Source organism: Acinetobacter sp. NEB149 (genome assembly GCF_012516415.1).
GTDB lineage: Bacteria > Pseudomonadota > Gammaproteobacteria > Pseudomonadales > Moraxellaceae > Acinetobacter > Acinetobacter lwoffii_V.
Genome location: NZ_CP051208.1, coordinates 3,139,585 through 3,161,194 on the forward strand (window position 1 = coordinate 3,139,585; position 21,610 = coordinate 3,161,194).

A 21,610-nucleotide genomic window follows, 5' to 3' on the forward strand; every position below is an offset into this window, starting at 1 on the left:
GCTTTACATGACCAAATTTATTTAGCGCAGACAAAAAACCATCCTAGATTAGTTAATTAATATACAATATTAATAGATGTCTTTCATAAATCATTTTTTACTCAGCTCCAAGTTGTAGATTCCAGCGATTAAATTGAATCTCAAACCAAGCCTTTTACCTCTATTTCGATAACGCTCAGCAAGAATTTTGAAGGTTTTCAGGCTGCCAAATACATGCTCAATTCCGATTCTTCTTTTATTGATTTCTTGATTATAGATTTTCAATTCAGGATCCAATTTACAGTGTCTTTTGGCTTTTAATGGCAACAGGCTATTCGGATACAACACATAAATCCCCTGATAGCCTTTATCTGCAAGGATAAAAGCCCCAAAAGGAATCTGGTTTAAATTGCGTTTGAACAACTCGAAATCATGCACTGCACCGCGACTGGTACATAAACTCATAATTTGCTGAGTTTTGTAGTGAATCATGGCCTGTACTTTAAAGGTATAGGTCTTTTTCTTGCCGCTATAGCTTTTCTTCTGTTTTTTTAGGTCTTTGGATTGGAATTTCCGTGGCATCCACGATCACAACATTCCAGTCGATGCCTTCGCCCTCGGGTAAATCTTTGGGTAAATTAAACAGATTGGACCGAATCAGGCAGTCTTCAACATGACGGACAATTCTTGAGGCTGTGGGCTCTGAAACCCCGTAACTCGTCGCAACGTGAAATAAGGTTCGGTATTCCCGCCAATAGCTCAGACAGAGCAGAACCTGATCCTCCAGGCTTAACTTGGGCGGTCTGCCTTTGGCAGAGACATGCTTCTGCAATTGCTCAACCATCAAATAGAAAGTTGACCATGAGATGCCTGTGTATCGCTTGAACTGAGGATCAGAAAGCTTGTTTGAATCGATGTATTTCATCCGCAGATTATGCACGAATGCCAAGAAATCCGGAGTGCAAATATTAACCAAAAAGAAGGTCGTTTTTTGATTTATGAAAGAGATCTAATGTTACAGCTCATATACAATTGCGTGCTTTATTTCGCATTTCTTAATTAAAATTGCTGGTGGTGTCTCAAAAAGTATGCTGGCGTTAAACAAATCCGTTATTAAGGTAAAAGAAAGTCAAATCAAAGGCTTTAAAATGATTTTCGAGCTTTTTAGAAAAGTTGCAACTTCTCCTAAATCCACGCCTGATTCGATGACGAATTCTACAATTGTTACCTTCAATACCGACGGTAAAAAACTTACCGATCACTTGCTTGCAACATTGAAATGCTGTAATAAAACTATCCCAATGATCACTCGCAATTCGAGCATATTGAACCCCAAGCTTTTTAAGTCTAGCTTTAAGACGTTGAACCGTTGCTAAATCCCGCTTACCCCAAACATAAGCAACAATTTCTCCAGATTCTCGATGGTAGGCATAAATAAGCCATTGTTTATTTTTCTTATTCCCTACAAAAGTCCAAAGTTCATCGACTTCAAGACATTCGTAGTGGCTTTGTTTAGGCTGAATCTGATAGATCGATTCACTTAAGGTTCGTAATACCTTGCCAATGCTGATACGCTCGACTTCAGCAATATCTCTTACACCGCTTCCTCTGACCATTAAATGTAATATCTTGCCGGTAATACCTGAGTTACATCCTTGATAGCTTAATGCATGATCACCAATAAACTGACGTTTGCAATCTTTGCATTGATGGTTTTGTTTCCCATCTACTTTGATGCCATTTCTCTTTATATTGTTACTTAGACAGGTAGGACATTTGATTTGTAGCGTTATTTTCATACCTCTATTTTATCAAAAGCCATATTGTTTTTTTCAGTATACTTTTTGAAACACCACCCCAAGTTGGGTGGTGTTTCAAAAAGTATGCTGGCGTTAAACAAATCCGTTATTAAGGTGGCTTTGTTGCACAAAGATTTGAAATGCAAAGCGCCCCTAATTGAGCCAAATTTAAGGCGTAACTTGGGTAAGTGGTCGACCTAATTCCGTAAATCTGTTAAGGACGGCTACACGTGCATGGATCTCATTCACTTGGCTATCAAAACTCCTTGCACTGAGCTTATCTCCTAATAATTTGATGCAATGCATCTTAGTTTCAACCAAACTTCGCCGATGATAGCCTGACCATTTTTTCCAGAGTGTCCTGCCTAAACGTGTAACTGTTCGAAGTCATTCGTTTCGCTCTAGCGAGCTACTCTTTGTATCTTTCCATGGTTTCGCATTTTTTCTAGGTGGAATCACCGCATGCGCTTGCCGATCTGCAATGACCTGACGGCATTGCTTGGTGTCATAAGCTCCATCGGTATAAACAGAATCAATCCGCTCATCTTGTGGAATCTGATTAAGTAAATCACCAAGCACCTGTGAATCACTGACATTATTGGTTGTGAGCTGAATAGCGCGTATTTGTAGGGTTTTGGCATCTATACCAATATGTAGTTTACGCCATTGGCGACGATATTCAGGTCCATGTTTCTTGCGTTTCCATTCGCCCTCACCTAGAAACTTCATCCCTGTAGAGTCCATGAGTAGATGCAGCCCATCGCTACTTTTTTGGTAGCTGATTACAATATCAATATGCTTTTGTCTTCTACAAAGCGTGGTGTAAGAATATCACTGATATTCGGGGCTGCTCATCCGCAAAGTTTAATCAGACTTTGCACAAAGCCAGTAACCATACGTAAAGACAGACGGAATAAGGATTTAATCATTAAGCAGCATTGGATAGCTGCGTCGGAGTAGATTTGATTTCGCCCTTGTTTGCCTTTTGATGGCGCATACCATTGCGTAGCAGGATCAAACCAAATGGCAATATTTCCGCGACTCATGAGTGCTCGGTTATATGCGGGCCAATTGGTTGTGCGGTAGATTTTGTGTGTAGGCTTCTTCATTTGAAAATTATATCGCTGAAAAAGCCTTTACAGATAGGTTTGTGCAACAAAGCCCTAAAAAGATTAAAAACACTATATATAGTGAAATTTACAATTTAATAACACAATATAGGGTGCGCAACCCTTGACTCTCCTATAAAAAATACGTGAATATTATAGCTTATTTTTCAGCCACTTGGCATAAATATGGGGAGACATCAGCATATGTCTATAAAAAAAAAGCTATTAAAAGTCATCGTGTATCTTCAAAAAACTTACAATTAATGTGTTATCCAAAATGTATGCATGCCTACCAAATCTGGATTGCTCTATTTTTTCAGCTTAATGAGAAACAGCAAAACTATCACTTGAATTTAACTTTTAAACAGAATATCGAAATTCCTCTTCTGACAACAGACAAAGCTGATCACTATTTTTTTAGTAGTCATTTCAGCTGGATCTATGCTTATTTTTACAATAAGTATAAAACTGAATTTACGTTTAGAGCTTATGAAAAAAATAATTCCTACGAATTCACTATCATGGCTTTAAGCGAAGTAAAGGCATTACTATGTTCCGGATTACATCACTCAATTCATGGCTTAGATATCATCGCACATTGGCTAAATGAACAATACTTAGCCGCACATCTTCAGGAAGTTTTCGGTCAGGAAGTTCTAACTATCAATCATCTACGAGAATTATCAGGGCTGTCTAAATCCAAAAGTCCAGTAAGTCCTATTTCAAATTATGCTGGTCCACTTTCATTAGAAAAAATTCTGGCTGGAATATCATCATGAACGGATATAGTTACTTAGAAGATACTCAAGAATTAAAGCTTGAGCCGTTTCGAGAATTCTATCAAACACTAGCAGAAGCAAAGCTGGAAAATTATCAGGATTCTATCAAACTCAATGAGTTCATTAAACCTACTAAAATTATTGAACTTAACAATATTATAAATCAAAAACTTGTAGAACAATCAATCAGTGAATATCCTCTCGTTCATTATCTTATTGCAGTCATTAATACGCCTTCAGCATATCAAGCTAATGCCCTGAAATGGGCCATTTTTAATACTCGATGTATTGAATTGCTTGATAGCAAAGAACATGCAGCCACTGTAGCTAACCTCTGTAGACGTTTTCGTTTAGCCAGCAAAAAACAGGAATACCATTGGCTTTATAACTTATTACCACCTCTCCCTATTGAGTTGGAGGATCTTCTTAAGTTTTTAAATAAAGCTGAAACAGAGAATAGAGAGTTACTTAACCGCTCCACACCAAATTTAGATGAAAAACAAATTGGCCAGCTGGCAAATCTACGTGTCATCTATCAATATGTCTTTACTCAGTCTGAACGTTTAAAACGAAATCGCCAAAGCAGTTCAGGTGCCAAAGAAGCTCCTCAAACTGATGTTCAAAAGATATCAAGAATATCTCTCGATGATGAACAAACGTATCAGACTCATTTTGAACAAGGTACAGCTAAACAACCACGCGAAGATAAAACTATAGAAAAAGTTGAAGATCATAATTTTGAATTTAACTCACTAGAGCAATGTTCTATCACAGCTCAGATCAATAATCTCAAAAATCAAATTCTGCATCAAAACAAGAATGAGCTAATGAGCAAGCCGAATCCTCGGGTCTTCGATTTGCCTACCGCACAGTACATTATGCAAATTTTATTAGAACAGGCAGAAAATTCTCCAATTCATACCCTGCTTTTATTTTCAGTCCTCAGTCTTACTCATTATAAAGATCTGCCGGTATTTCAAAAAAATTTACGAGTCAGTACAAAAAACAAAGAAGTATCACTGCAACCCCAAAAATGTTTCTTTAAGCAAAGCTTTGAAGTCTCTAAATTCAAGGATTTTGTTTTAAGAAAACATCGGTTGAATACCGTGAATTCTTTTACGATTCCTCTGCCTCAATATTATCTGGAAAATCTAAGTCAGTTGAAAAAAATGGATGGTGTTGAGATTGATTCCAAGATACAGGAGTATTTACAAAAAATTAATAAAGGGCTGACCTTCCAGTTAACAACACAAAATCTTCCGCGCTTACTCAGTGATATTGCATTGAATGAACTTGAGTATGAACTGGAAAGCAAATTGCTTAATGGAGAAAGTGTTCAGCACTATATTCCATGCCATTACTCTTCAACACAAATCGTGGATATTATTAATATTTATACTCAAATTCTAACTTTGACTGTTCCTCAGCTGGAAACTGAATATCTTGAAGAATTCAGTAACCCGCATTCTTTTGGTAGTCAGCAGACACCTAATCTACCATTTGTTAAATCATTTTTTCACCAGCTTGACCAACGAGTGAGGGAACATCCGAATCCTTTTGAGACTTTAAAATATTATTCAATCTGGCTATGGCATATTTGCATGCTGATAACGTCAGCACGACCAAGTGAGTCCTTCCCGCCCAATCTAGATTATATTGACCTCGACAATCAATTGATGGCTGTTGCAGATAAAGAGCAGCGTTATTCGGGCACCATTGGACGATATCTACCGTTTAACGATTATCTTCGTGATGAAATACAGCATTACCTAAAATATTTAAAACACTTTCTCTACCTCACAAAAGCCTATCTGTCCAATGAACAAGTACAAGCAATCCATGAGGTCTTCGAGGGTGAACGCCCCTTTCTATTATTTTACGATCCACAAGGATATATCCGAAATTTAGAACTTTCTGATATTCAAAAATACTGTACAGAAATAGCCCTTCAGCGCAATTGGACCCGCCACTTTGCTCGTTATTTTTTTGCACAAGACTGCAATGAAGATGTAGTTAAAGGCATCTTTGGTCATGACGAAGCAATGCAGGGACTGTTTGACCGCTATTCAGCTTTTCAGGCGACTGATTACGATCAAATCAGAACAGCACAAGATAAGCTAATTGAAATATTAGAGCTTAAAAGTATGTCGACATTCAACGGGATCATGATTAAATGAGCAGACATCCACACTCCCTAAAACGACAAAAAAAACTTATAAAAAATAAGGAATTTCTTCTTAAATTATTTAGTGAGAAATGCCTAGAGCTTACACCTGAAAACTATTCCGATGTATATAGACAAGTCGATAATCAACTTTTGGAAAAGTACAAATCTAATACTCGTAGTCATAAAATGGCACGCTTAGAATTCGCGAAATATATCAAGCGTTTTAATCGTTTATCAAATCAAAACTACCCTATTCCTGCAACACCTGTTCGTCATGAAAGCCCCCCACCCCAACAAAATATTGAGACTTTAAAACATGGTAAAAGGGTGACTCAATTTGCCAAAAATTTGATTGCTCACTGGACAGAACATAATGACTTCAGTCCAACTCAATCCCTCGCTTTTTGTTTGATCAGCACAATATTATTTAATGGCATTTATAATGAGAACGAACTACAAAAGTTTTTAAAAATCATTTTAAAAACAAAGAAATTTCAAAGCTTTTCAAACCTAAATCATATTGTTTCACTTGAGATCCCGAACCGGCATTTCGGTAATCAGCGTATAAATAACCTGAATTTTTCAGTGAGCTATACAAAAACGTTTGTGTTAAACGATATTGTGAAATGCTGGATCTACAGACTAAAACATCAAAAATTTGATTTATTTTCAGATATTGATGATGCAGAACAAGTGATCAACACTTGCATCATCGAATGCTTTCCTGAGGAAAAGGTACGTTATAAAGACCTGTTAAAATATGGTTTTTACTACACACAGTTCCTAAAAACAGTGGACTGGATCAAATGTCCATTTGTATCTTAAAAAATGAAATTTACAGTTCCAGTCCTCTCGAAAAACAATTAGCAGCTTATTTTATTCAGCCTGAACCCACGCCTACCCATACGATTCAGGAAGTTTATGAAAACCCTCAAGACCAGTCTAAAGTCACTATTGCATTAGATGTTGCCGATATTTTAGTAGAAATACGTCAAGCTATTCGTGCAAAAAACTATAGCGATCAACTCATAGAATTATATGCCAGAGAACAATCTTCAGCCTTGGAACGTTTGCTGCTGTGGAGCATTCTACGCTCAAAATTAACGGAACCTCAACTGGACCTTCTCAATCATATTATTCAGCAGCAGCAACGATTTAAGCGCAAGCTTATACGTGCAGATTTTCAGCCGCTCAAGCAAAGTTCTCTGAAGACCATGTTTTCACAGTTTGCAGTCCATTGGCTGCAGGCAACGCAAGACAAAGATATTTCATCATTTTCAGATGCTGATTTTGAAGATCTGTATGGAGAAATGCTTTTATTAAAGAAAGAAACAACTAGAGCGACTTTACAAAAACGTCTACAGGAGTTTCATCACAAACAGACCTTATTCTTTAACGCACCCACTATCGATCTAGATAATTTAATCCAGGTAAAAATCTGCAGAACCGCATTGATCTCGCCCCATATTTTTCACCACATGCTAGAGCAGCTCGAAAATACTCAAGATATTTCGATTCAGGATAAAAATATATTTAAACTGATTTTTATTCTAGGATTCAGAGTCGGACTACGGATCAATGAAACATTGAATATCTTCGTACGTGATCTATTTATTAGTGAAGATGCTGTGATACTCACCATTCGCAACAATCGCAATAAAAATCAAAAAAGCTACTCAGCTTACCGCAAGATTCCCCTGCATCATCTACTTAAAGCCGACGAATTACATGCATTTAAAACATACAGTCAGAATAGAAAACGTCTGCTAAAAGAACAAGGAAAATCAGTTGCACACCCGCTGTTTTTAAAACAGTCCTTAGAAGAAACTCATGAAAATGAAGTGAATTCCCTATTGAAACAATTGATCCAGCCAGTTTTTGGAGAACACAATTTTACTTACCATAGTCTGCGCCATTCTGCATTTAATCATCTTTACCTGATTTTAAAAAACTCAACACTTTCAGATGCATTTACTGACTATAGCCCACATGAGCAATTACGTATCCGTTATGCATTGTTGCGAAACAGAAATACTCAGCAAACCTGGTATGCACTTTCTCATTTTGCCGGGCACCTAACCCCTGACACGACCTGTTCAAGCTATCTGCATTTAATGCATCTAGCAATTAGCTACCAGCTGAATCAAATGCACAGCCCGCTTCCTAAAGAAGCCTATTTTAACATTCTGAAACATGATGATGCCATTAAATATCCTGTTCAGCAGCGGGCGATCAAACAGTTTTTATTTCATCAACTCACTAAAGACCGTTACAGGCAACATGATCATCAATTTCAACTAGGTCAACAGAAATCGCCTGATTCACTGATGCTAGGAGCTCATGACTCAGAGATGACTTTTGAATTATTGCATCACATTCTTGCAGTAGAAAAAGAACAAGACCTTATGTTACCTGAAACTATTCCTTTGCAAATCGCGCAAAAATTACGTGCTAAAGCCCAGCATTTGAAAACCTCCTGTGTAAACCAAAAAAAATCATCGAGGTTATTTACCACAGATTTTTTAAGGAAAACTCCGAATGCATTGGTCACCATGTTGCCAACCAATCAGGAGGAAAAAAAGGTCATTCAACATGTTCAGGAGCGTTATGCAAATGTACAAAGTAAATACAAAAAACAGCTTCATACAATCTACTCAATTTATCTTGAAAAAGCTCAGCCCAATTCAGCCCAGTTAATTTTTGAACTCAATGAAAAACGGCAACTGAAGAAACTTCTTTCTTTTATTCATAGCTTATTTCCCAAAAAATATCTTCATTTAGAACTCTCTCAGCAGAGCAAAACAGAGCTCAAAAAGACATTACAGGATTTAACATTACGGGCAGAAAACTTCAGCCTGACTGAAAATGAAAGGCGAATTAAGTTCTGCTTCAAGGATAAAGATGCAAAAGCACTTGGGGTATTCAAGTTACTGATGTATCTGATGATAGTTTCTCATCTTTAATGCAAATTATTGGATAAGTTTGCCACGCATTCTTATTCGTGGTTTACCAGTCATTCCTGTAATGATTTAATATAGACTTCCAAGCGTGAGTGGTAAAATTAATCATCTTAAAGAGCAATAACTGTTTGTCCCACTAGCCAAATAATGTCTGTCCAAGTTAGCACAAAATTTAATGATCATTTAAACAAGAATTTGCAGTATTAGTTTACAATTCGAAGTGAATAAAAAGCATAAATTGCCGCAGCACAATGAAATTGAAGAAATATTTCCAGAATATGATGAATAAGTTGTGAATCGGTACCCAATAAGTTATCAGAAAAGATAAAACCCTGCCCAACCTCATTGCTCCAAACCACTTGTGCCAAATATTCCAGATTAACCTGATAGCAAATACTGGTTCCTCGCGACATCAGGCGAAACTGATTAAGCTTAAAGCAGGTTGTTAGACTCTATTAAATTGTAAATGTCTAATTAGACTTTTTTAGTCTAATTAGATCTAATCAGGCCAATTAAGCACCCTCCTTACATCAAATGGTTTATTTCTATAAATCCATTATTTTGTGTTTTAATAGATATATATAGATATAAGGCCCAATATTATGGATTTAAAATTCAAAAAGCCTGAAGAGGTTGTCACGTTATTATGTGAAAGGCTTCGCAAAGAACGACTTTATCTGGAAATGACTCAGGCAGACGTCGCTACACGTGCTGGTATTAGTGTGAATACAGTATCTAATCTGGAAGCCGGTCGAAATGTTTCATTTGAAAATTTAGTACGCGTTGCCATGGTATTGGGCCGATTAAAAGAATTAGAGGAACTCTTCAAACCTCATTTAAACAGTGTAAATGACATTCTCCGCTATGAGAGCAATACGGCTCGCCAACGTATCAAAAGGAAATAAGTCCATGCTCAAAAAACTTAATGTTTACTACAATGGATGGGGTGAATATTGGCTTTGGGGTACACTGGTCTCCTCAACCGCAATCACAGGTCGGCCATTAATTGCCTTTGAATACAGTGCAGAAGCGATCAGTAAAGGTTTAGAACTTTCCTCTTACCTACTTCCATTAAAAGGTGACTCATTAAGAACGAACTTTCCTACACATCAAATGGGATTGCCAGGTCCTATATATGATGCCCTACCCGATGGTTGGGGCATGCTTCTTATGGATCGCTTATTTAAAAAAAATGGACTCAATCCAGCACGGATTGGGCCATTAGAACGACTCACGTATATTAATACACATGCAATGGGGGCATTATCCTTTGAACCTTCAGCACCTGAGTTAGCATTAACTGAAAATATTCCACTGATTAAACTCGCTCAAGAAGTTCAGCAAGTTCTCAAAGGAGAAGGTGCAGAATTTTTACAGCATTTATTAATTATGGGTGGATCTCCACAAGGTGCAAGGCCAAAAGCACTCGTCTATCGTGATCCTGTCACCAACGAATTCTCAACAGTTAGCTCACATCAACATGAAGCTTGGCTGATCAAATTTCCCGCTCAGCAAGAGCATCCTGAAGTTTGTGCAATTGAAGCTGTTTATGCAGAATGTTTGCGTCATTGTCATATTGATACCCCTGACACTCAATATTTTACTCTTCCGAATGGATTAACCGCATTTGCATCAAAGAGATTTGACCGCCACGATGGCATGCGTATCCCTATGCAAAGTTTAGCGGCCTTCACCGGAGCTGATTTTAAATCACCAGGGAGTTTAGACTACAGTAACTTTCTTCGCGCTGCACACTTTTGCACCAATGATGTTCGCGAAAAAGCAATTGCATTCAAGCGAGCTGTTTTCAATGTAGTCTTCAATAATCGAGATGATCATTGCAAAAACTTTTCATTTCTGATGTCCCAAAATGGGCAATGGAAACTCTCCCCTGCTTATGATGTTACTTTCTGTGAGGGGCCAGGTGGATATCATCAAATGGATATCATGGGTGAGGCACTGGATATTCCTCGACAAGCTCTTGTAAAACTTGGTACTCAGGAAGCGGAACTTTCTGCCCAAGAAGTCGATGAAATTATTGGCTCGATTTGTAAGGTTGCAATCCGATTCAGCAATATCGCTCATGATCTATTACCTGGACAAATTCAAACAGAGACTCTCCAGATGATCCAAAATAGGATTGAGCATAATATTCATTTATTGAATTGAATATAAAAAAATTTCATGAGGATCAATAATCATTATATTAAATTATATAATGTTGTTGTTTCTCATGAAAATTCGCACCAAAATACAGGTGACTTTTATAGACTAAAATTTCCAATATGAAGTGACCAAAATACCCTTAAATGATCTAAATTGCTAAAAATTTCAACCCACTAAAAACTACACACAATCAATTAAATCATATACTTATAGTTAACATCATTTAATGGCATAAATCTCGGTGACCTTGCCAAGGTTGGGGTCGGGAGTTCGAGTCTCCTTTCCCGCTCCAGATTCTAAAAAAGCCCTGATCAAAAGATCGGGGCTTTTTTTATGCTGATGTTATTTTCTTTAAATGATTCTTTCATTTTTATTTCACTCAATAAAAAATTCTTAATGTACTTTCTGATTTTATAACCAAGATGTGACCATGCCACCCCTACGACAATATAAAAAGCCCTCATCAAAAGATCAGGGCTTTTTATATTTCACCAACGCATCAGATAAACTCAAGCTAGCAAACCACTAGCCACAATACAGAGTCCATTTCCAATATAATTAAAAGGTAATTCGCTGATAGTTACGGTATTGCGGTGTCCAGAAATTACGTTCAATAGCCAACTGCAATTCTTCTACACTGACTTTCGGTGCTACCCCATCTTCAATCGCAGCAAGCGCCACTTTTAAGGCAATCTGCTTCGAAATCGACTGTAAACAATCCAGATTTGGCAATAAATCTGCCTGAGGATCTTTCAGTTTCGGAGAACAGTCCGCCAAGGCATTACTCGAGGCCATGAGCATATTATCCGTGACACGTTTTGCACCTGAAGCAACTACACCCAAACCAATGCCCGGAAAGATATAAGAGTTATTGCATTGTGAAATATGATGAATCTGCCCCTGATAATTCACTGGTGCAAATGGGCTACCCGTCGCAATCAACGCTTTGCCCTTGGTCCATTGCAAGATATCTGCCGGAACAGCTTCTACGCGGGAAGTCGGATTGGATAAAGGGAAAATAATCGGTTGCACACTGTTTTCAGCCATGGCTTCAATCACTTCCTGAGTGAATAGACCTGGCTGTCCAGATACGCCTATCAGTACCGTCGGTTTGGCACGCTTAACTACATCTAGCAGAGAAATCATGCTCTCAGCATCTGCCCAGCTTTCTACATTTTCAAGAGGCTGTGCCAGTTTGCGCTGGAAGTCCAGTAAATTCGGCTGATTTTCTGTGATCAGACCAAAGCGGTCGACCATAAACACGCGTGCACGCGCTTCAGCATCACTTAAACCCTCAGCAACCATTTGCTTAATGATCTGTTCTGCAATCCCGCAACCAGCTGAACCAGCACCCAGGAAAGTAACCACCTGATCTTTGAGCTGTTTACCTGCTGCACGCGAAGCAGCAATCAGGCTGCCGACAGACACTGCTGCGGTGCCCTGAATATCATCATTAAAACAACAGATTCGATCACGATATTTTTCCAGCAAAGGCATGGCATTTTTCTGTGCAAAGTCTTCAAACTGAATTAAGGCATCTGGCCAGCGCTGTTGAATCGCCCGAATCACCGTCTCGACAAAAGCATAGTATTCATCGCCGCTGATTCGTGGTTCACGCCAGCCCATATAAATCGGGTCATTTAACAACTGCTGATTATTGGTACCGACATCAAGAGTAATCGGTAAGGTATAGGCCGGACTGATCCCGCCACATGCGGTGTAGAGTGCCAGTTTTCCAATGGGAATCCCCATACCACCGATGCCTTGATCTCCAAGACCCAAAATGCGCTCACCATCTGTAATCACAATCACTTTCACGTTCTTTTTATTGATATTGTGAATAATCTGGTCGATCTGATCACGGTCAGGATAGGAAATAAAGATCCCACGATGACGGCGATAAATATCAGAAAAGCGCTGACATGCCTCACCCACAGTCGGGGTATAGATAATCGGCATCATCTCACTGAGGTGATTTTCAATCAGATGGTAAAACAGGGTCTCATTGGTATCCTGAATATTCCGCAAATAAATATGCTTGTTAATATCACTGCTAAAAGCACAATACTGCTGATAAGAACGCTGACTTTGTTCTTCAATCGTCTCGGTGACATGAGGAATCAAGCCATGCAAGTTAAAGCTTCTACGCTCTTCTTCAGAAAATGCAGAGCCTTTATTGAGTAGTGGGAGTTCTAGCAGAGTATTTCCAGCATAAGGAATATATAAAGGGCGTTTACTGTTCAAATTTTCTCTGGGCATTATTTAACTCATCTAATCAATCTTCGGCAGTTCTGCCAAAATAGTCACATCACTTTGTTTATTTTATATAGCTTAGCCTGATTTTAAGCTGTTAGGTCATTTAGCAAATTTATAATACTTGTAGCAGGATTTTATAATCTGATAACACTCATTTTCAGCCTAGGTTTTGGACGGTTTCTAAAATTAATCCCTATTCGTATTTTTAATTTAAATCGGTAGCAAGATCTGTTTGACAAAAAACCTCAGCTCATCAAGGATAAAGCATAAATTTAATAAGACCAACGAGTATAAAAATGAGTGAACTGCAACCGCTTTATCAGCCCGATATTTTGGGGACAGACTATGAGCAAGCGACCTTAAACTTTCCTGATGATTATGAGGGTAAAGTCGTAGCAACCCTGATCCGTAAAAAAGCAGCCCAACCCACAAAAAAAGCAGTTTTATATATTCACGGCTTTATCGATTATTTTTTTCAGACCGAAATGGCAGAGCGCTTTAATCAGCATGGTTTTGATTTTTATGCGCTGGATTTAAGAAAGTACGGACGTTCGATTCTGCCACATCAAAAATATTATAACGTGTATGACCTGGCTGAATATGATGCAGAAATTACCCAAGCCCTCGACATTATAGCAGCTGAGGGCCACGATGCTGCCCTGCTCTGTGGTCATTCTACCGGCGGCCTGACCACAACCTTGTATGCGGCACATCATCCGCAGCATCCTTTAATCAAAGCGCTTTGGGTCAACAGTCCGTTTTATGACTTCAACATGAATCCGATCAAGCGCGCGCTCGGCATCCCGCAATTGAGCAGACTGGCTAAAATTTTTCCCAATCTTAAATTTCCAAGCGAGCTGAACAAGTGGTATGCCACCAGCCTTCATAAGGATTTAAAAGGCGAATGGGACTTTAGTCTGGACTGGAAAAAGACCCGCTACCCGATGGTTCGGATCAGTTTTATTCGTGCCATTCATGAGGCACAGAAAGAAATTCATCGCGGTGTTCAGCTCGATGTTCCGGTACTCATCATGCATTCGCATCAGACCTTATACCCTAAAAAATGGGGCAAAGCCGCACAGAGCAGCGATGTAATTTTAGGCATTAAAGACATTCAGAAATATGCCAAAAAAATTAAAGGCGATGTCACGGTTCAAAGTATCCAGAACGGTTTACATGATCTGGTACTTTCAGAGCAATCTGTGCGTAAGCAGGTTTATCAGCAACTGTTTCAATGGCTGCATGACAAAGGGCTTTAGATAAACGTGGAAGGAGAAATGAAATTTACCCTCATTTCTCCTGCTTGGCTTCTTTTGAATCCTTATTAGGTTGGAATGTAATTAAGCACATTGAAAATATGCCAATCTTTCGATGTTTTATAAATATAATAAACCCTTGTTTTTAAATTTAAGAATTTAAAATTTGTAACTTTTATTTTTCTACTACTTGTCTCCAAATATTGTCTTTTGTAGCAAGCCTGTAAACAAACAACCGTCCGTCTTTTTCCCTCTTTATAGTAGAGCTGAATGCAGAAGCGCCTATATTTTTTGATCGGCAACATGCGCGCAGCCTGCACCACTAACAATCATATAAAGGAATAGATTATGCGTTATGCAGACCCCAATACTGACGGTTCAAAAATTCAATTTAAAGCACAATACGATAATTTCATTGGCGGCGAATGGGTCACTCCGGTCAAAGGTGAATACTTTGACAACATCTCTCCGGTAGATGGCAAAGTCTTTACCAAGGTTCCGCGTTCTTCTGTAGAAGACATTGAATTGGCCCTGGATGCAGCGCACAAAGCCAAAGAACAATGGAACAGAGCATCGCCGACCACCCGCTCCAATATTCTGTTGAAAATTGCCGACCGTCTGGAACAAAATCTGGAAATGTTGGCTGTGGCAGAAACCTGGGACAATGGCAAACCGGTCCGTGAAACGCTGGCTGCAGATATTCCACTGGCGATCGACCATTTCCGTTATTTTGCCGGCTGTATCCGTGCCCAGGAAGGCGGCATTTCCGAAATTGATGAAGATACCATCGCCTACCATTTTCATGAACCGCTTGGTGTAGTCGGACAAATCATTCCCTGGAACTTCCCGATTCTAATGACCGCATGGAAACTGGCACCAGCATTGGCTGCAGGCAACTGCATTGTGCTGAAACCTGCAGAACAGACTCCGGTCAGTATTCTGGTGCTGGCTGAACTGATTCAGGATATTTTACCGCCGGGCGTATTGAACATCGTCAATGGCTACGGGGTCGAAGTCGGCCGTCCACTGGCGACCAATCCACGCATTGCCAAGATTGCCTTTACCGGTTCAACCGCAGTGGGTCAGTTGATCATGCAATATGCGACTGAAAATATTATTCCGGTGACTCTGGAACTGGGCGGTAAATCACCGAATCTGTTCTTTGCTGACATTATGGATCAGGAAGACGACTATCTGGACAAAGCTCTGGAAGGCTTTGCCATGTTTGCCCTGAATCAAGGTGAAATCTGTACCTGTCCATCGCGTGCGCTGATCCAGGAAAGTATTGCTGACGAATTTCTGGCGCGTGCAGTAGAGCGGGTGCAACGGATTAAGACTGGTCATCCGTTAGATACCGACACCATGATCGGGGCGCAGGCTTCGCAGGAGCAGCAGGACAAGATTCTGGGTTGTATTGCCACTGGCCGTGCAGAGGGCGCACAGATCCTGACCGGTGGTGAAGCACGTCAGGAAGTGGGTCAAGGTTTCTATATTGAACCAACCATCTTTAAAGGTACCAATGACATGAAGACCTTCCAGGAAGAAATCTTCGGGCCTGTTCTGGCTGTGACTACCTTTAAAGACTTTGATGATGCGATCAAGATTGCCAACGATACGATTTACGGACTCGGTGCCGGTGTCTGGTCACGCTCAGCGCATACCTCCTACCGTGCTGGCCGTGCCATTCAGGCCGGCCGGGTCTGGACCAACTGTTATCATATCTACCCTGCGCATGCGGCTTTCGGTGGCTATAAAAAATCCGGTATTGGCCGTGAGAATCACAGAATGATGCTGGATCACTATCAGCAAACCAAAAACCTGTTGGTGAGCTATTCAACCAAACCGGCAGGTTTTTTCTAAGAAGTAAAGTAAATCTAAAGCGAGCTTCGGTTCGCTTTTTATTCGATATTTTTAAAATTTTTAATACTAGGTAAAATTTTCCAGCATTGTTCGTCTAGAATTCCCTTGAATGACTGACAATAAATTAAAATACTTTCTGAAAACACCTTAATGTCTGAGCTTATGTTGATTTCACCTAAGTTTCTCATTTTTTATGCTTTTTACTTGCTCAAAAAACCTGCATAAAGCCTAGGCTTTCTTTAAAGTCGGCTTTTCATGTTTATCAAGACTGTGTATAACAATGAACCACTAGAGGGAAAGCAATAAGCATAGGCAAAATTGCGCAAAAAGCGTTAGACTATGTACCCAATAATGTCATGATTCGGTCTGATCAAGATCAAAAAAGAAGGTGAAGGTTGATGCCGCTCAATACTGTTGAAGAGCTTGTAGCAGATATCCGTGCAGGAAAAATGGTCATCCTGATGGATGATGAAGACCGTGAAAATGAAGGCGATTTGGTGATTGCTGCCACGCACGTACGTCCTGAAGACATCAACTTCATGATCACCCACGCACGTGGTCTGGTCTGCCTGACTTTAAGTAAAGAGCGTTGCCAGCAGTTAAATCTACCTTTGATGGTAGATGCCAACGGCGCCCAGCATGGGACCAATTTCACCCTGTCGATTGAAGCGGCTGAAGGTATTTCTACCGGTATTTCTCCGGCTGAACGTGCGCACACAATTCAAACTGCTGTGGCTGCTCATGCCAAACCGGCAGATATTGTACAGCCAGGACATATCTTCCCGCTGATGGCGCAACCAGGCGGTGTATTGCACCGTGCCGGACATACCGAGGCAGGTTGTGATCTTTCCCGTTTAGCAGGACTGGAACCAGCATCAGTCATTTGTGAAATCATTAATGAAGATGGCACCATGGCGCGCCGTCCGGATCTGGAAGTCTTTGCTGAAAAGCATGGCCTAAAAATCGGCACGATTGCCGATCTGATTCATTACCGCATGACCAATGAACAAACGGTTGAGCGTATTGATCAGCAAAGTATTGATACTGAATACGGCAGCTTTGACCTGTACCGCTATCGTGAACTGGGTAATCCGGATATCCATCTGGCCTTGGTCAAAGGTGAGCCTAAAGAGGGTGTGACCACAGTACGTGTACATGGTTTTAACCCGACCCGCGACTTGCTCAAACTGAAGAAACAGGATGGCGAACCGGCCTGGAACCTGGATCGTGCCCTGAAAGAAATTTCCAATAGTGATCGTGGTGTACTGGTCTGGATTGGCCAGCGCCATTTACAGGATTTGGGTCCAGCATTAGATACCCTTAAAGCACCAAAAAATGTAAAATCAAATGCTGCACTGTCTCAGCAGTATCAGACCATTGGTGTGGGTGCACAAATTTTGCGTGATCTAGGCGTTGAAAAAATGAAGCTGCTGAGCTCTCCATTGCGTTTCAATGCCCTGTCAGGCTTTAACTTAGAAGTGGTGGAATACATCACCGCACAACAAACATCTTAAGAAATCATCGAGGTTGTTATGGCAGTTCGCCGTATTGAAGGTATGTTACATCTCGCGAACGAAGACCGTTATGCGATTTTAGTTGGTCGTTTTAACAGCTTTGTGGTTGAACATCTGTTAGAAGGTGCCATTGATACATTGAAACGTCATGGTGTATCAGAGGATAATATCACTGTTGTTCATGCACCTGGTGCCTGGGAACTTCCTGTAGTTGCGAAAAAACTGGCAGCTTCAGATCGTTTCGATGCCATCATCGCGCTTGGCGCCGTGATTCGTGGTAGCACGCCTCACTTCGATTTCGTTGCAGGCGAATGTGCCAAAGGTTTGGGCGTAGTTGGCCTCGACACTGGCTTGCCTGTCATTAACGGTGTACTCACTACGGACAGTATTGAACAAGCGATTGAACGCTCTGGAACAAAAGCAGGCAATAAAGGTAGCGAAGCTGCCCTGACTGCGATTGAAATGGTTAACTTGTTAAAGGCTATTTAACGCTATGTCGCAAACACTTCAAGCAACTTATGCAGCAAAACGTAAAGCACGTCGCTTTGCTGTACAAGGAATTTATGAATGGCAGATGAGCCACAATCCGGTGCATGAGATTGAAGCACGTACGCGTGTGGAAAATGCCATGCACAAAGTGGATCTGAGCTATTATCATGAATTGTTGACTCAAGTGGTTGCCAATCATGAAGAGCTGGATGCGCTCTTGGTTCCGGTACTTGATCGCGAACTTTCAGCACTGGATGGTGTTGAGCTTGCAACCCTTCGTCTTGGTGCCTATGAACTCAAAGAACATCTTGAGATTCCATATCGCGTAGTTCTGGATGAAGCAATCGAACTGGCTAAACATTTTGGCGGTGCCGACAGCCATAAATACATCAACGGTGTATTAGATCGTTTAGCGACAACCTTGCGTGCAGCAGAAAAACAGCAGTCTAACTAATAGCGTAGATATGTTGGATGGCTGAATTTTCGATTATCGACACCTATTTCAATCGCAAGAATGCCAATTCTGTCGATTTAGGCGTCGGTGACGATTCAGCCTTGCTCACCCCCCTCCTCAGCAACAACTGGTCATCTGTGCCGACACCCTGGTTGCTGGACGCCATTTTCCAATGGACACCAATCCGCATGCGATTGGCTGGAAATCTGTGGCTGTCAATTTATCTGATATTGCTGCGATGGGTGCAACCCCGCACAGTATTTTACTCGCATTGAGCCTACCCCAGATTGATCATGACTGGCTAAAAGCTTTTAGTCAGGGTCTATATGATTGCTGCGATCAATTTGGGGTGAGTTTAATCGGTGGTGATACCACTCAGAGTCCTCATTTAACCCTGTCTGTCACTGCATTAGGCTGGGTGGATATTGGCCAGGCTGTGCCACGCTCAGGGGCGAAACCGGGTGATCTGGTCTGTGTCAGCGGCACCGTTGGAGATGCTGCTTTTGCACTACAGCATCTTGGTCATCCACTGCAAAAACGTCTGGATTATCCAACGCCACGTTGTCAGCTCGGTGCTGCCCTAAAAGGTCTGGCGCATAGCATGATTGATATCTCGGATGGTTTGGCACAAGATCTTGGACATATTCTCAAAGCTTCTCAAGTCGGTGCAAAGCTGCAACTCGAAAACTTACCGATCAGTCCTACCCTGCAGACATTAGACGATGCACAAAAATGGCAGTATGCACTGGCAGGTGGTGACGATTATGAATTATGTTTTACACTAAGCTCGCAAAATTACGAAAAATTATTGCAAAAACAACTTGATGTTTCGATTAGTATGATCGGCACAATTCAGCAGCAAGACGGCTTAACTTTTGAAAAAGATGGCACAGACCATTTATTTCAATTTAATGGGTATCAACATTTTGCATAAACCTGCGATCAATTTTAAAGCCATGTCATGGACCGACCGACTGATTGTATTTAGTGGGGTAGGATTTGGTTCCGGTCTCATCCCCAAAGCACCGGGTACTTTCGGTTCGGCCTTTGCACTTTTATTTATCCCTATCTGGCTGCATTTTGGTTTTCTAAACAGTGTTTTTGCCATTGCTATCATGTCCCTGATTGGCATATATATCTGCGGGCATACTGCTAGAGTCATGGGTGTACATGATGATGGCCGCATCGTCTGGGATGAATTTGCCGGACAATCCATCACATTTTTGCCCCTGATCTATTTAGGCCAGATGAACTGGTTATGGTTGCTCATCGGTTTTGCCCTGTTCAGGTTATTTGATATCTGGAAACCTTGGCCGATCAGGGTGATTGATCGTCAAGTGGCTGGTGGCTTCGGCATCATGCTGGATGACATTATTGCCGGCCTTTGGGCGGCTCTTTGTATTTTGCTTTATTTTTACTTCATCGTGGCATAAGCCATATTTAGGATTAGAACATGTCAACGACTGTTATTATTCTTGCTGCAGGTAAAGGAACGCGCATGCGCTCTAGCTTACCGAAAGTATTACAACCCCTTGCAGGACGTCCTTTACTGCGTCATGTCATTGAAACGGCAAAAAAATTAAACGCAGATAATATTATTACGATTTATGGTCACGGCGGTGATCGGGTTCAGACAGCATTTGCACAAGAGGATATTAAATGGGTCGAACAGGCTGAACAGCTGGGTACCGGTCATGCCGTACAAATGACCTTGCCTGTCCTGCCACAAGACGGCGTCTCGCTGATTCTTTCCGGCGATGTGCCGTGCATTAATCCTGTAACCTTACAAAAATTACTCGATGCCACTGCAGCAACCGGTATTGGTCTGGTGACGCTTACCCTGCCAGATGCCAATGGTTATGGTCGTATTGTGCGTGAACAGGGTCAGATCCAGGCCATTATTGAGCACAAGGATGCTTCCGAAGAGCAACGTCAGATTAAAGAAATTAATACCGGTATTTATGCGGTCAGCAATGCCAAACTGCATCAATGGCTGCCAAGTTTAAGTAATGACAATGCTCAAGGTGAATATTACCTGACGGATATCGTCGCGATGGCTTTGGCAGATGGTATGCAAGTTGCATCGGTAGAACCTGAGCAGGCTTTTGAAGTTGAAGGGGTAAATGACCGGGTGCAGCTGGCTGCTTTAGAACGTCAGTTCCAGGTTTATCAAGCAAAACAGCTGATGCAGCAAGGCGTACATCTGATTGATCCAAGCCGCTTTGACTTGCGTGGCAATTTGACTGTCGGTCAGGATGTCCGCATTGATATCAACGTGATTATCGAAGGTGATTGCGAGCTGGGCGACAACGTTGAAATTGGCGCTGGCTGTATTATCAAGAATACCAAGATTGCAGCTGGCACCAAGGTTCAGCCATATAGCATTTTTGACAATGCTATCGTCGGTGAAGATACCCAGATTGGCCCTTTTGCACGACTGCGTCCGGGTGCGAAGCTTGCTGCCGAGGTGCATATCGGTAACTTTGTAGAAGTGAAAAATACCACAATTGGCGTAGGCTCTAAAGCCAACCACTTCACCTATCTCGGGGATGCTGAAATCGGTGCCGGTTCTAATATTGGTGCAGGTACCATTACCTGCAATTATGATGGTGTGAATAAATTTAAAACCATCATTGGTGATCAGGCTTTCATTGGTTCGAACAGTTCATTGGTTGCACCTGTGAAAATTGGCAATGGTGCTACAGTGGGTGCAGGCTCGACGATTACTCGTGATGTGGAAGACAACAGTTTGGCGGTAGAACGTTCTAAGCAATTTGCCAAAGAAAACTATCCACGTCCGCAAAAAATCAAGAAATAAGGGG

15 protein-coding genes and 3 pseudogenes are annotated in these 21,610 nt (G+C 41.0%); 13 read left to right on the top strand and 5 right to left on the bottom strand.

Features of this window, described 5'->3' with window-relative positions; all coding sequences use genetic code 11:
• Positions 1-90: 90 nt before the first annotated feature.
• The 4 genes and pseudogenes from HGD77_RS15085 to HGD77_RS15100 all read right to left on the bottom strand — a co-directional run bounded on the left by HGD77_RS15085 (position 91) and on the right by HGD77_RS15100 (position 2,887).
• On the bottom strand, positions 91-561 hold the full coding sequence (locus tag HGD77_RS15085; protein ID WP_017482311.1) for an IS5/IS1182 family transposase: 471 nt from the start codon (positions 559-561) through the stop codon (positions 91-93).
• Positions 509-955, bottom strand: coding sequence for a transposase family protein (locus HGD77_RS15090; protein WP_153567213.1), 447 nt, complete (start codon positions 953-955; stop codon positions 509-511). Before HGD77_RS15090 ends, HGD77_RS15085 begins: the two co-directional genes overlap by 53 nt.
• Before the next feature lie 121 nt (positions 956-1,076).
• Entirely contained in the window at positions 1,077-1,778 is a 702-nt protein-coding gene (locus HGD77_RS15095) for an IS1 family transposase (protein ID WP_004282345.1), read from the bottom strand.
• A 168-nt stretch (positions 1,779-1,946) separates the two neighbouring features.
• Positions 1,947-2,887 (bottom strand): annotated as a pseudogene (locus tag HGD77_RS15100) (IS5 family transposase).
• Between the two features lie 146 nt (positions 2,888-3,033).
• Here HGD77_RS15100 and HGD77_RS15105 point away from each other — a divergent pair.
• The 5 genes and pseudogenes from HGD77_RS15105 (at position 3,034) to HGD77_RS15130 (ending at position 10,962) form a co-directional block, all read left to right on the top strand.
• Entirely contained in the window at positions 3,034-3,666 is a 633-nt protein-coding gene (locus tag HGD77_RS15105; protein WP_227518639.1) for a hypothetical protein, read from the top strand.
• The gene (locus HGD77_RS15110; RefSeq protein ID WP_005249577.1) at positions 3,663-5,843 is read left to right on the top strand and encodes a hypothetical protein; all 2,181 of its coding nucleotides are present in this window, start codon (positions 3,663-3,665) and stop codon (positions 5,841-5,843) included. The genes HGD77_RS15105 and HGD77_RS15110 overlap by 4 nt, the downstream gene beginning before the upstream one ends.
• Positions 5,840-8,796, top strand: a pseudogene (locus HGD77_RS15115) (site-specific integrase). Before HGD77_RS15110 ends, HGD77_RS15115 begins: the two are co-directional and overlap by 4 nt.
• A 599-nt stretch (positions 8,797-9,395) precedes the next feature.
• On the top strand, positions 9,396-9,698 hold the full coding sequence (locus HGD77_RS15125; RefSeq protein WP_000364388.1) for a helix-turn-helix transcriptional regulator: 303 nt from the start codon (positions 9,396-9,398) through the stop codon (positions 9,696-9,698).
• A 4-nt stretch (positions 9,699-9,702) separates the two neighbouring features.
• Positions 9,703-10,962, top strand: a complete 1,260-nt coding sequence (locus tag HGD77_RS15130; RefSeq protein WP_004728771.1) for a type II toxin-antitoxin system HipA family toxin — start codon at positions 9,703-9,705, stop codon at positions 10,960-10,962.
• Between the two features lie 555 nt (positions 10,963-11,517).
• Here HGD77_RS15130 and HGD77_RS15135 read toward each other — a convergent pair.
• On the bottom strand, positions 11,518-13,218 hold the full coding sequence (locus HGD77_RS15135; protein ID WP_004280930.1) for an NAD-dependent malic enzyme: 1,701 nt from the start codon (positions 13,216-13,218) through the stop codon (positions 11,518-11,520).
• Positions 13,219-13,511: 293 nt separating this feature from the next.
• Here HGD77_RS15135 and HGD77_RS15140 point away from each other — a divergent pair, with 293 nt between their 5' ends.
• The 8 genes and pseudogenes from HGD77_RS15140 (at position 13,512) to glmU (ending at position 21,606) form a co-directional block, all read left to right on the top strand.
• Positions 13,512-14,474, top strand: coding sequence for an alpha/beta hydrolase (locus HGD77_RS15140; RefSeq protein ID WP_168730940.1), 963 nt, complete (start codon positions 13,512-13,514; stop codon positions 14,472-14,474).
• A gap of 345 nt (positions 14,475-14,819) precedes the next feature.
• Positions 14,820-16,331, top strand: coding sequence for an aldehyde dehydrogenase family protein (locus tag HGD77_RS15145; protein ID WP_168730941.1), 1,512 nt, complete (start codon positions 14,820-14,822; stop codon positions 16,329-16,331).
• 398 nt (positions 16,332-16,729) lie between these two features.
• Positions 16,730-17,845: a bifunctional 3,4-dihydroxy-2-butanone-4-phosphate synthase/GTP cyclohydrolase II gene (gene ribBA, locus HGD77_RS15150; protein ID WP_005268135.1), complete on the top strand. Its 1,116-nt coding sequence runs from the start codon at positions 16,730-16,732 to the stop codon at positions 17,843-17,845.
• A gap of 18 nt (positions 17,846-17,863) precedes the next feature.
• Positions 17,864-18,334, top strand: a complete 471-nt coding sequence (ribE, locus tag HGD77_RS15155; protein ID WP_004280926.1) for a 6,7-dimethyl-8-ribityllumazine synthase — start codon at positions 17,864-17,866, stop codon at positions 18,332-18,334.
• Positions 18,335-18,338: 4 nt separating this feature from the next.
• The gene (gene nusB / locus HGD77_RS15160) at positions 18,339-18,788 is read left to right on the top strand and encodes a transcription antitermination factor NusB (RefSeq protein ID WP_005173752.1); all 450 of its coding nucleotides are present in this window, start codon (positions 18,339-18,341) and stop codon (positions 18,786-18,788) included.
• 17 nt (positions 18,789-18,805) lie between these two features.
• A pseudogene (gene thiL / locus HGD77_RS15165) lies at positions 18,806-19,722 on the top strand (thiamine-phosphate kinase).
• Positions 19,700-20,221 (top strand): phosphatidylglycerophosphatase A, encoded by a 522-nt coding sequence (locus tag HGD77_RS15170; protein WP_026056540.1) that lies wholly within the window; start codon positions 19,700-19,702, stop codon positions 20,219-20,221. The pseudogene thiL and the gene HGD77_RS15170 overlap by 23 nt, the downstream one beginning before the upstream one ends.
• Before the next feature lie 20 nt (positions 20,222-20,241).
• On the top strand, positions 20,242-21,606 hold the full coding sequence (gene glmU / locus HGD77_RS15175) for a bifunctional UDP-N-acetylglucosamine diphosphorylase/glucosamine-1-phosphate N-acetyltransferase GlmU (protein ID WP_005268139.1): 1,365 nt from the start codon (positions 20,242-20,244) through the stop codon (positions 21,604-21,606).
• The last annotated feature ends 4 nt before the right edge of the window (positions 21,607-21,610 follow it).

Excerpts from the sequence above, each read along its gene's own strand:
- HGD77_RS15085 (WP_017482311.1), bottom strand. The coding sequence starts at position 561 with ATGCCACGGAAATTCCAATCCAAAGACCTAAAAAAACAGAAGAAAAGC.
- HGD77_RS15095 (WP_004282345.1), bottom strand. The coding sequence starts at position 1,778 with ATGAAAATAACGCTACAAATCAAATGTCCTACCTGTCTAAGTAACAAT.
- HGD77_RS15110 (WP_005249577.1), top strand. The coding sequence starts at position 3,663 with ATGAACGGATATAGTTACTTAGAAGATACTCAAGAATTAAAGCTTGAG.
- HGD77_RS15125 (WP_000364388.1), top strand. The coding sequence starts at position 9,396 with ATGGATTTAAAATTCAAAAAGCCTGAAGAGGTTGTCACGTTATTATGT.
- HGD77_RS15130 (WP_004728771.1), top strand. The coding sequence starts at position 9,703 with ATGCTCAAAAAACTTAATGTTTACTACAATGGATGGGGTGAATATTGG.
- HGD77_RS15135 (WP_004280930.1), bottom strand. The coding sequence starts at position 13,218 with ATGCCCAGAGAAAATTTGAACAGTAAACGCCCTTTATATATTCCTTAT.
- HGD77_RS15140 (WP_168730940.1), top strand. The coding sequence starts at position 13,512 with ATGAGTGAACTGCAACCGCTTTATCAGCCCGATATTTTGGGGACAGAC.
- HGD77_RS15145 (WP_168730941.1), top strand. The coding sequence starts at position 14,820 with ATGCGTTATGCAGACCCCAATACTGACGGTTCAAAAATTCAATTTAAA.
- ribBA (WP_005268135.1), top strand. The coding sequence starts at position 16,730 with ATGCCGCTCAATACTGTTGAAGAGCTTGTAGCAGATATCCGTGCAGGA.
- ribE (WP_004280926.1), top strand. The coding sequence starts at position 17,864 with ATGGCAGTTCGCCGTATTGAAGGTATGTTACATCTCGCGAACGAAGAC.
- nusB (WP_005173752.1), top strand. The coding sequence starts at position 18,339 with ATGTCGCAAACACTTCAAGCAACTTATGCAGCAAAACGTAAAGCACGT.
- HGD77_RS15170 (WP_026056540.1), top strand. The coding sequence starts at position 19,700 with ATGGGTATCAACATTTTGCATAAACCTGCGATCAATTTTAAAGCCATG.
- glmU (WP_005268139.1), top strand. The coding sequence starts at position 20,242 with ATGTCAACGACTGTTATTATTCTTGCTGCAGGTAAAGGAACGCGCATG.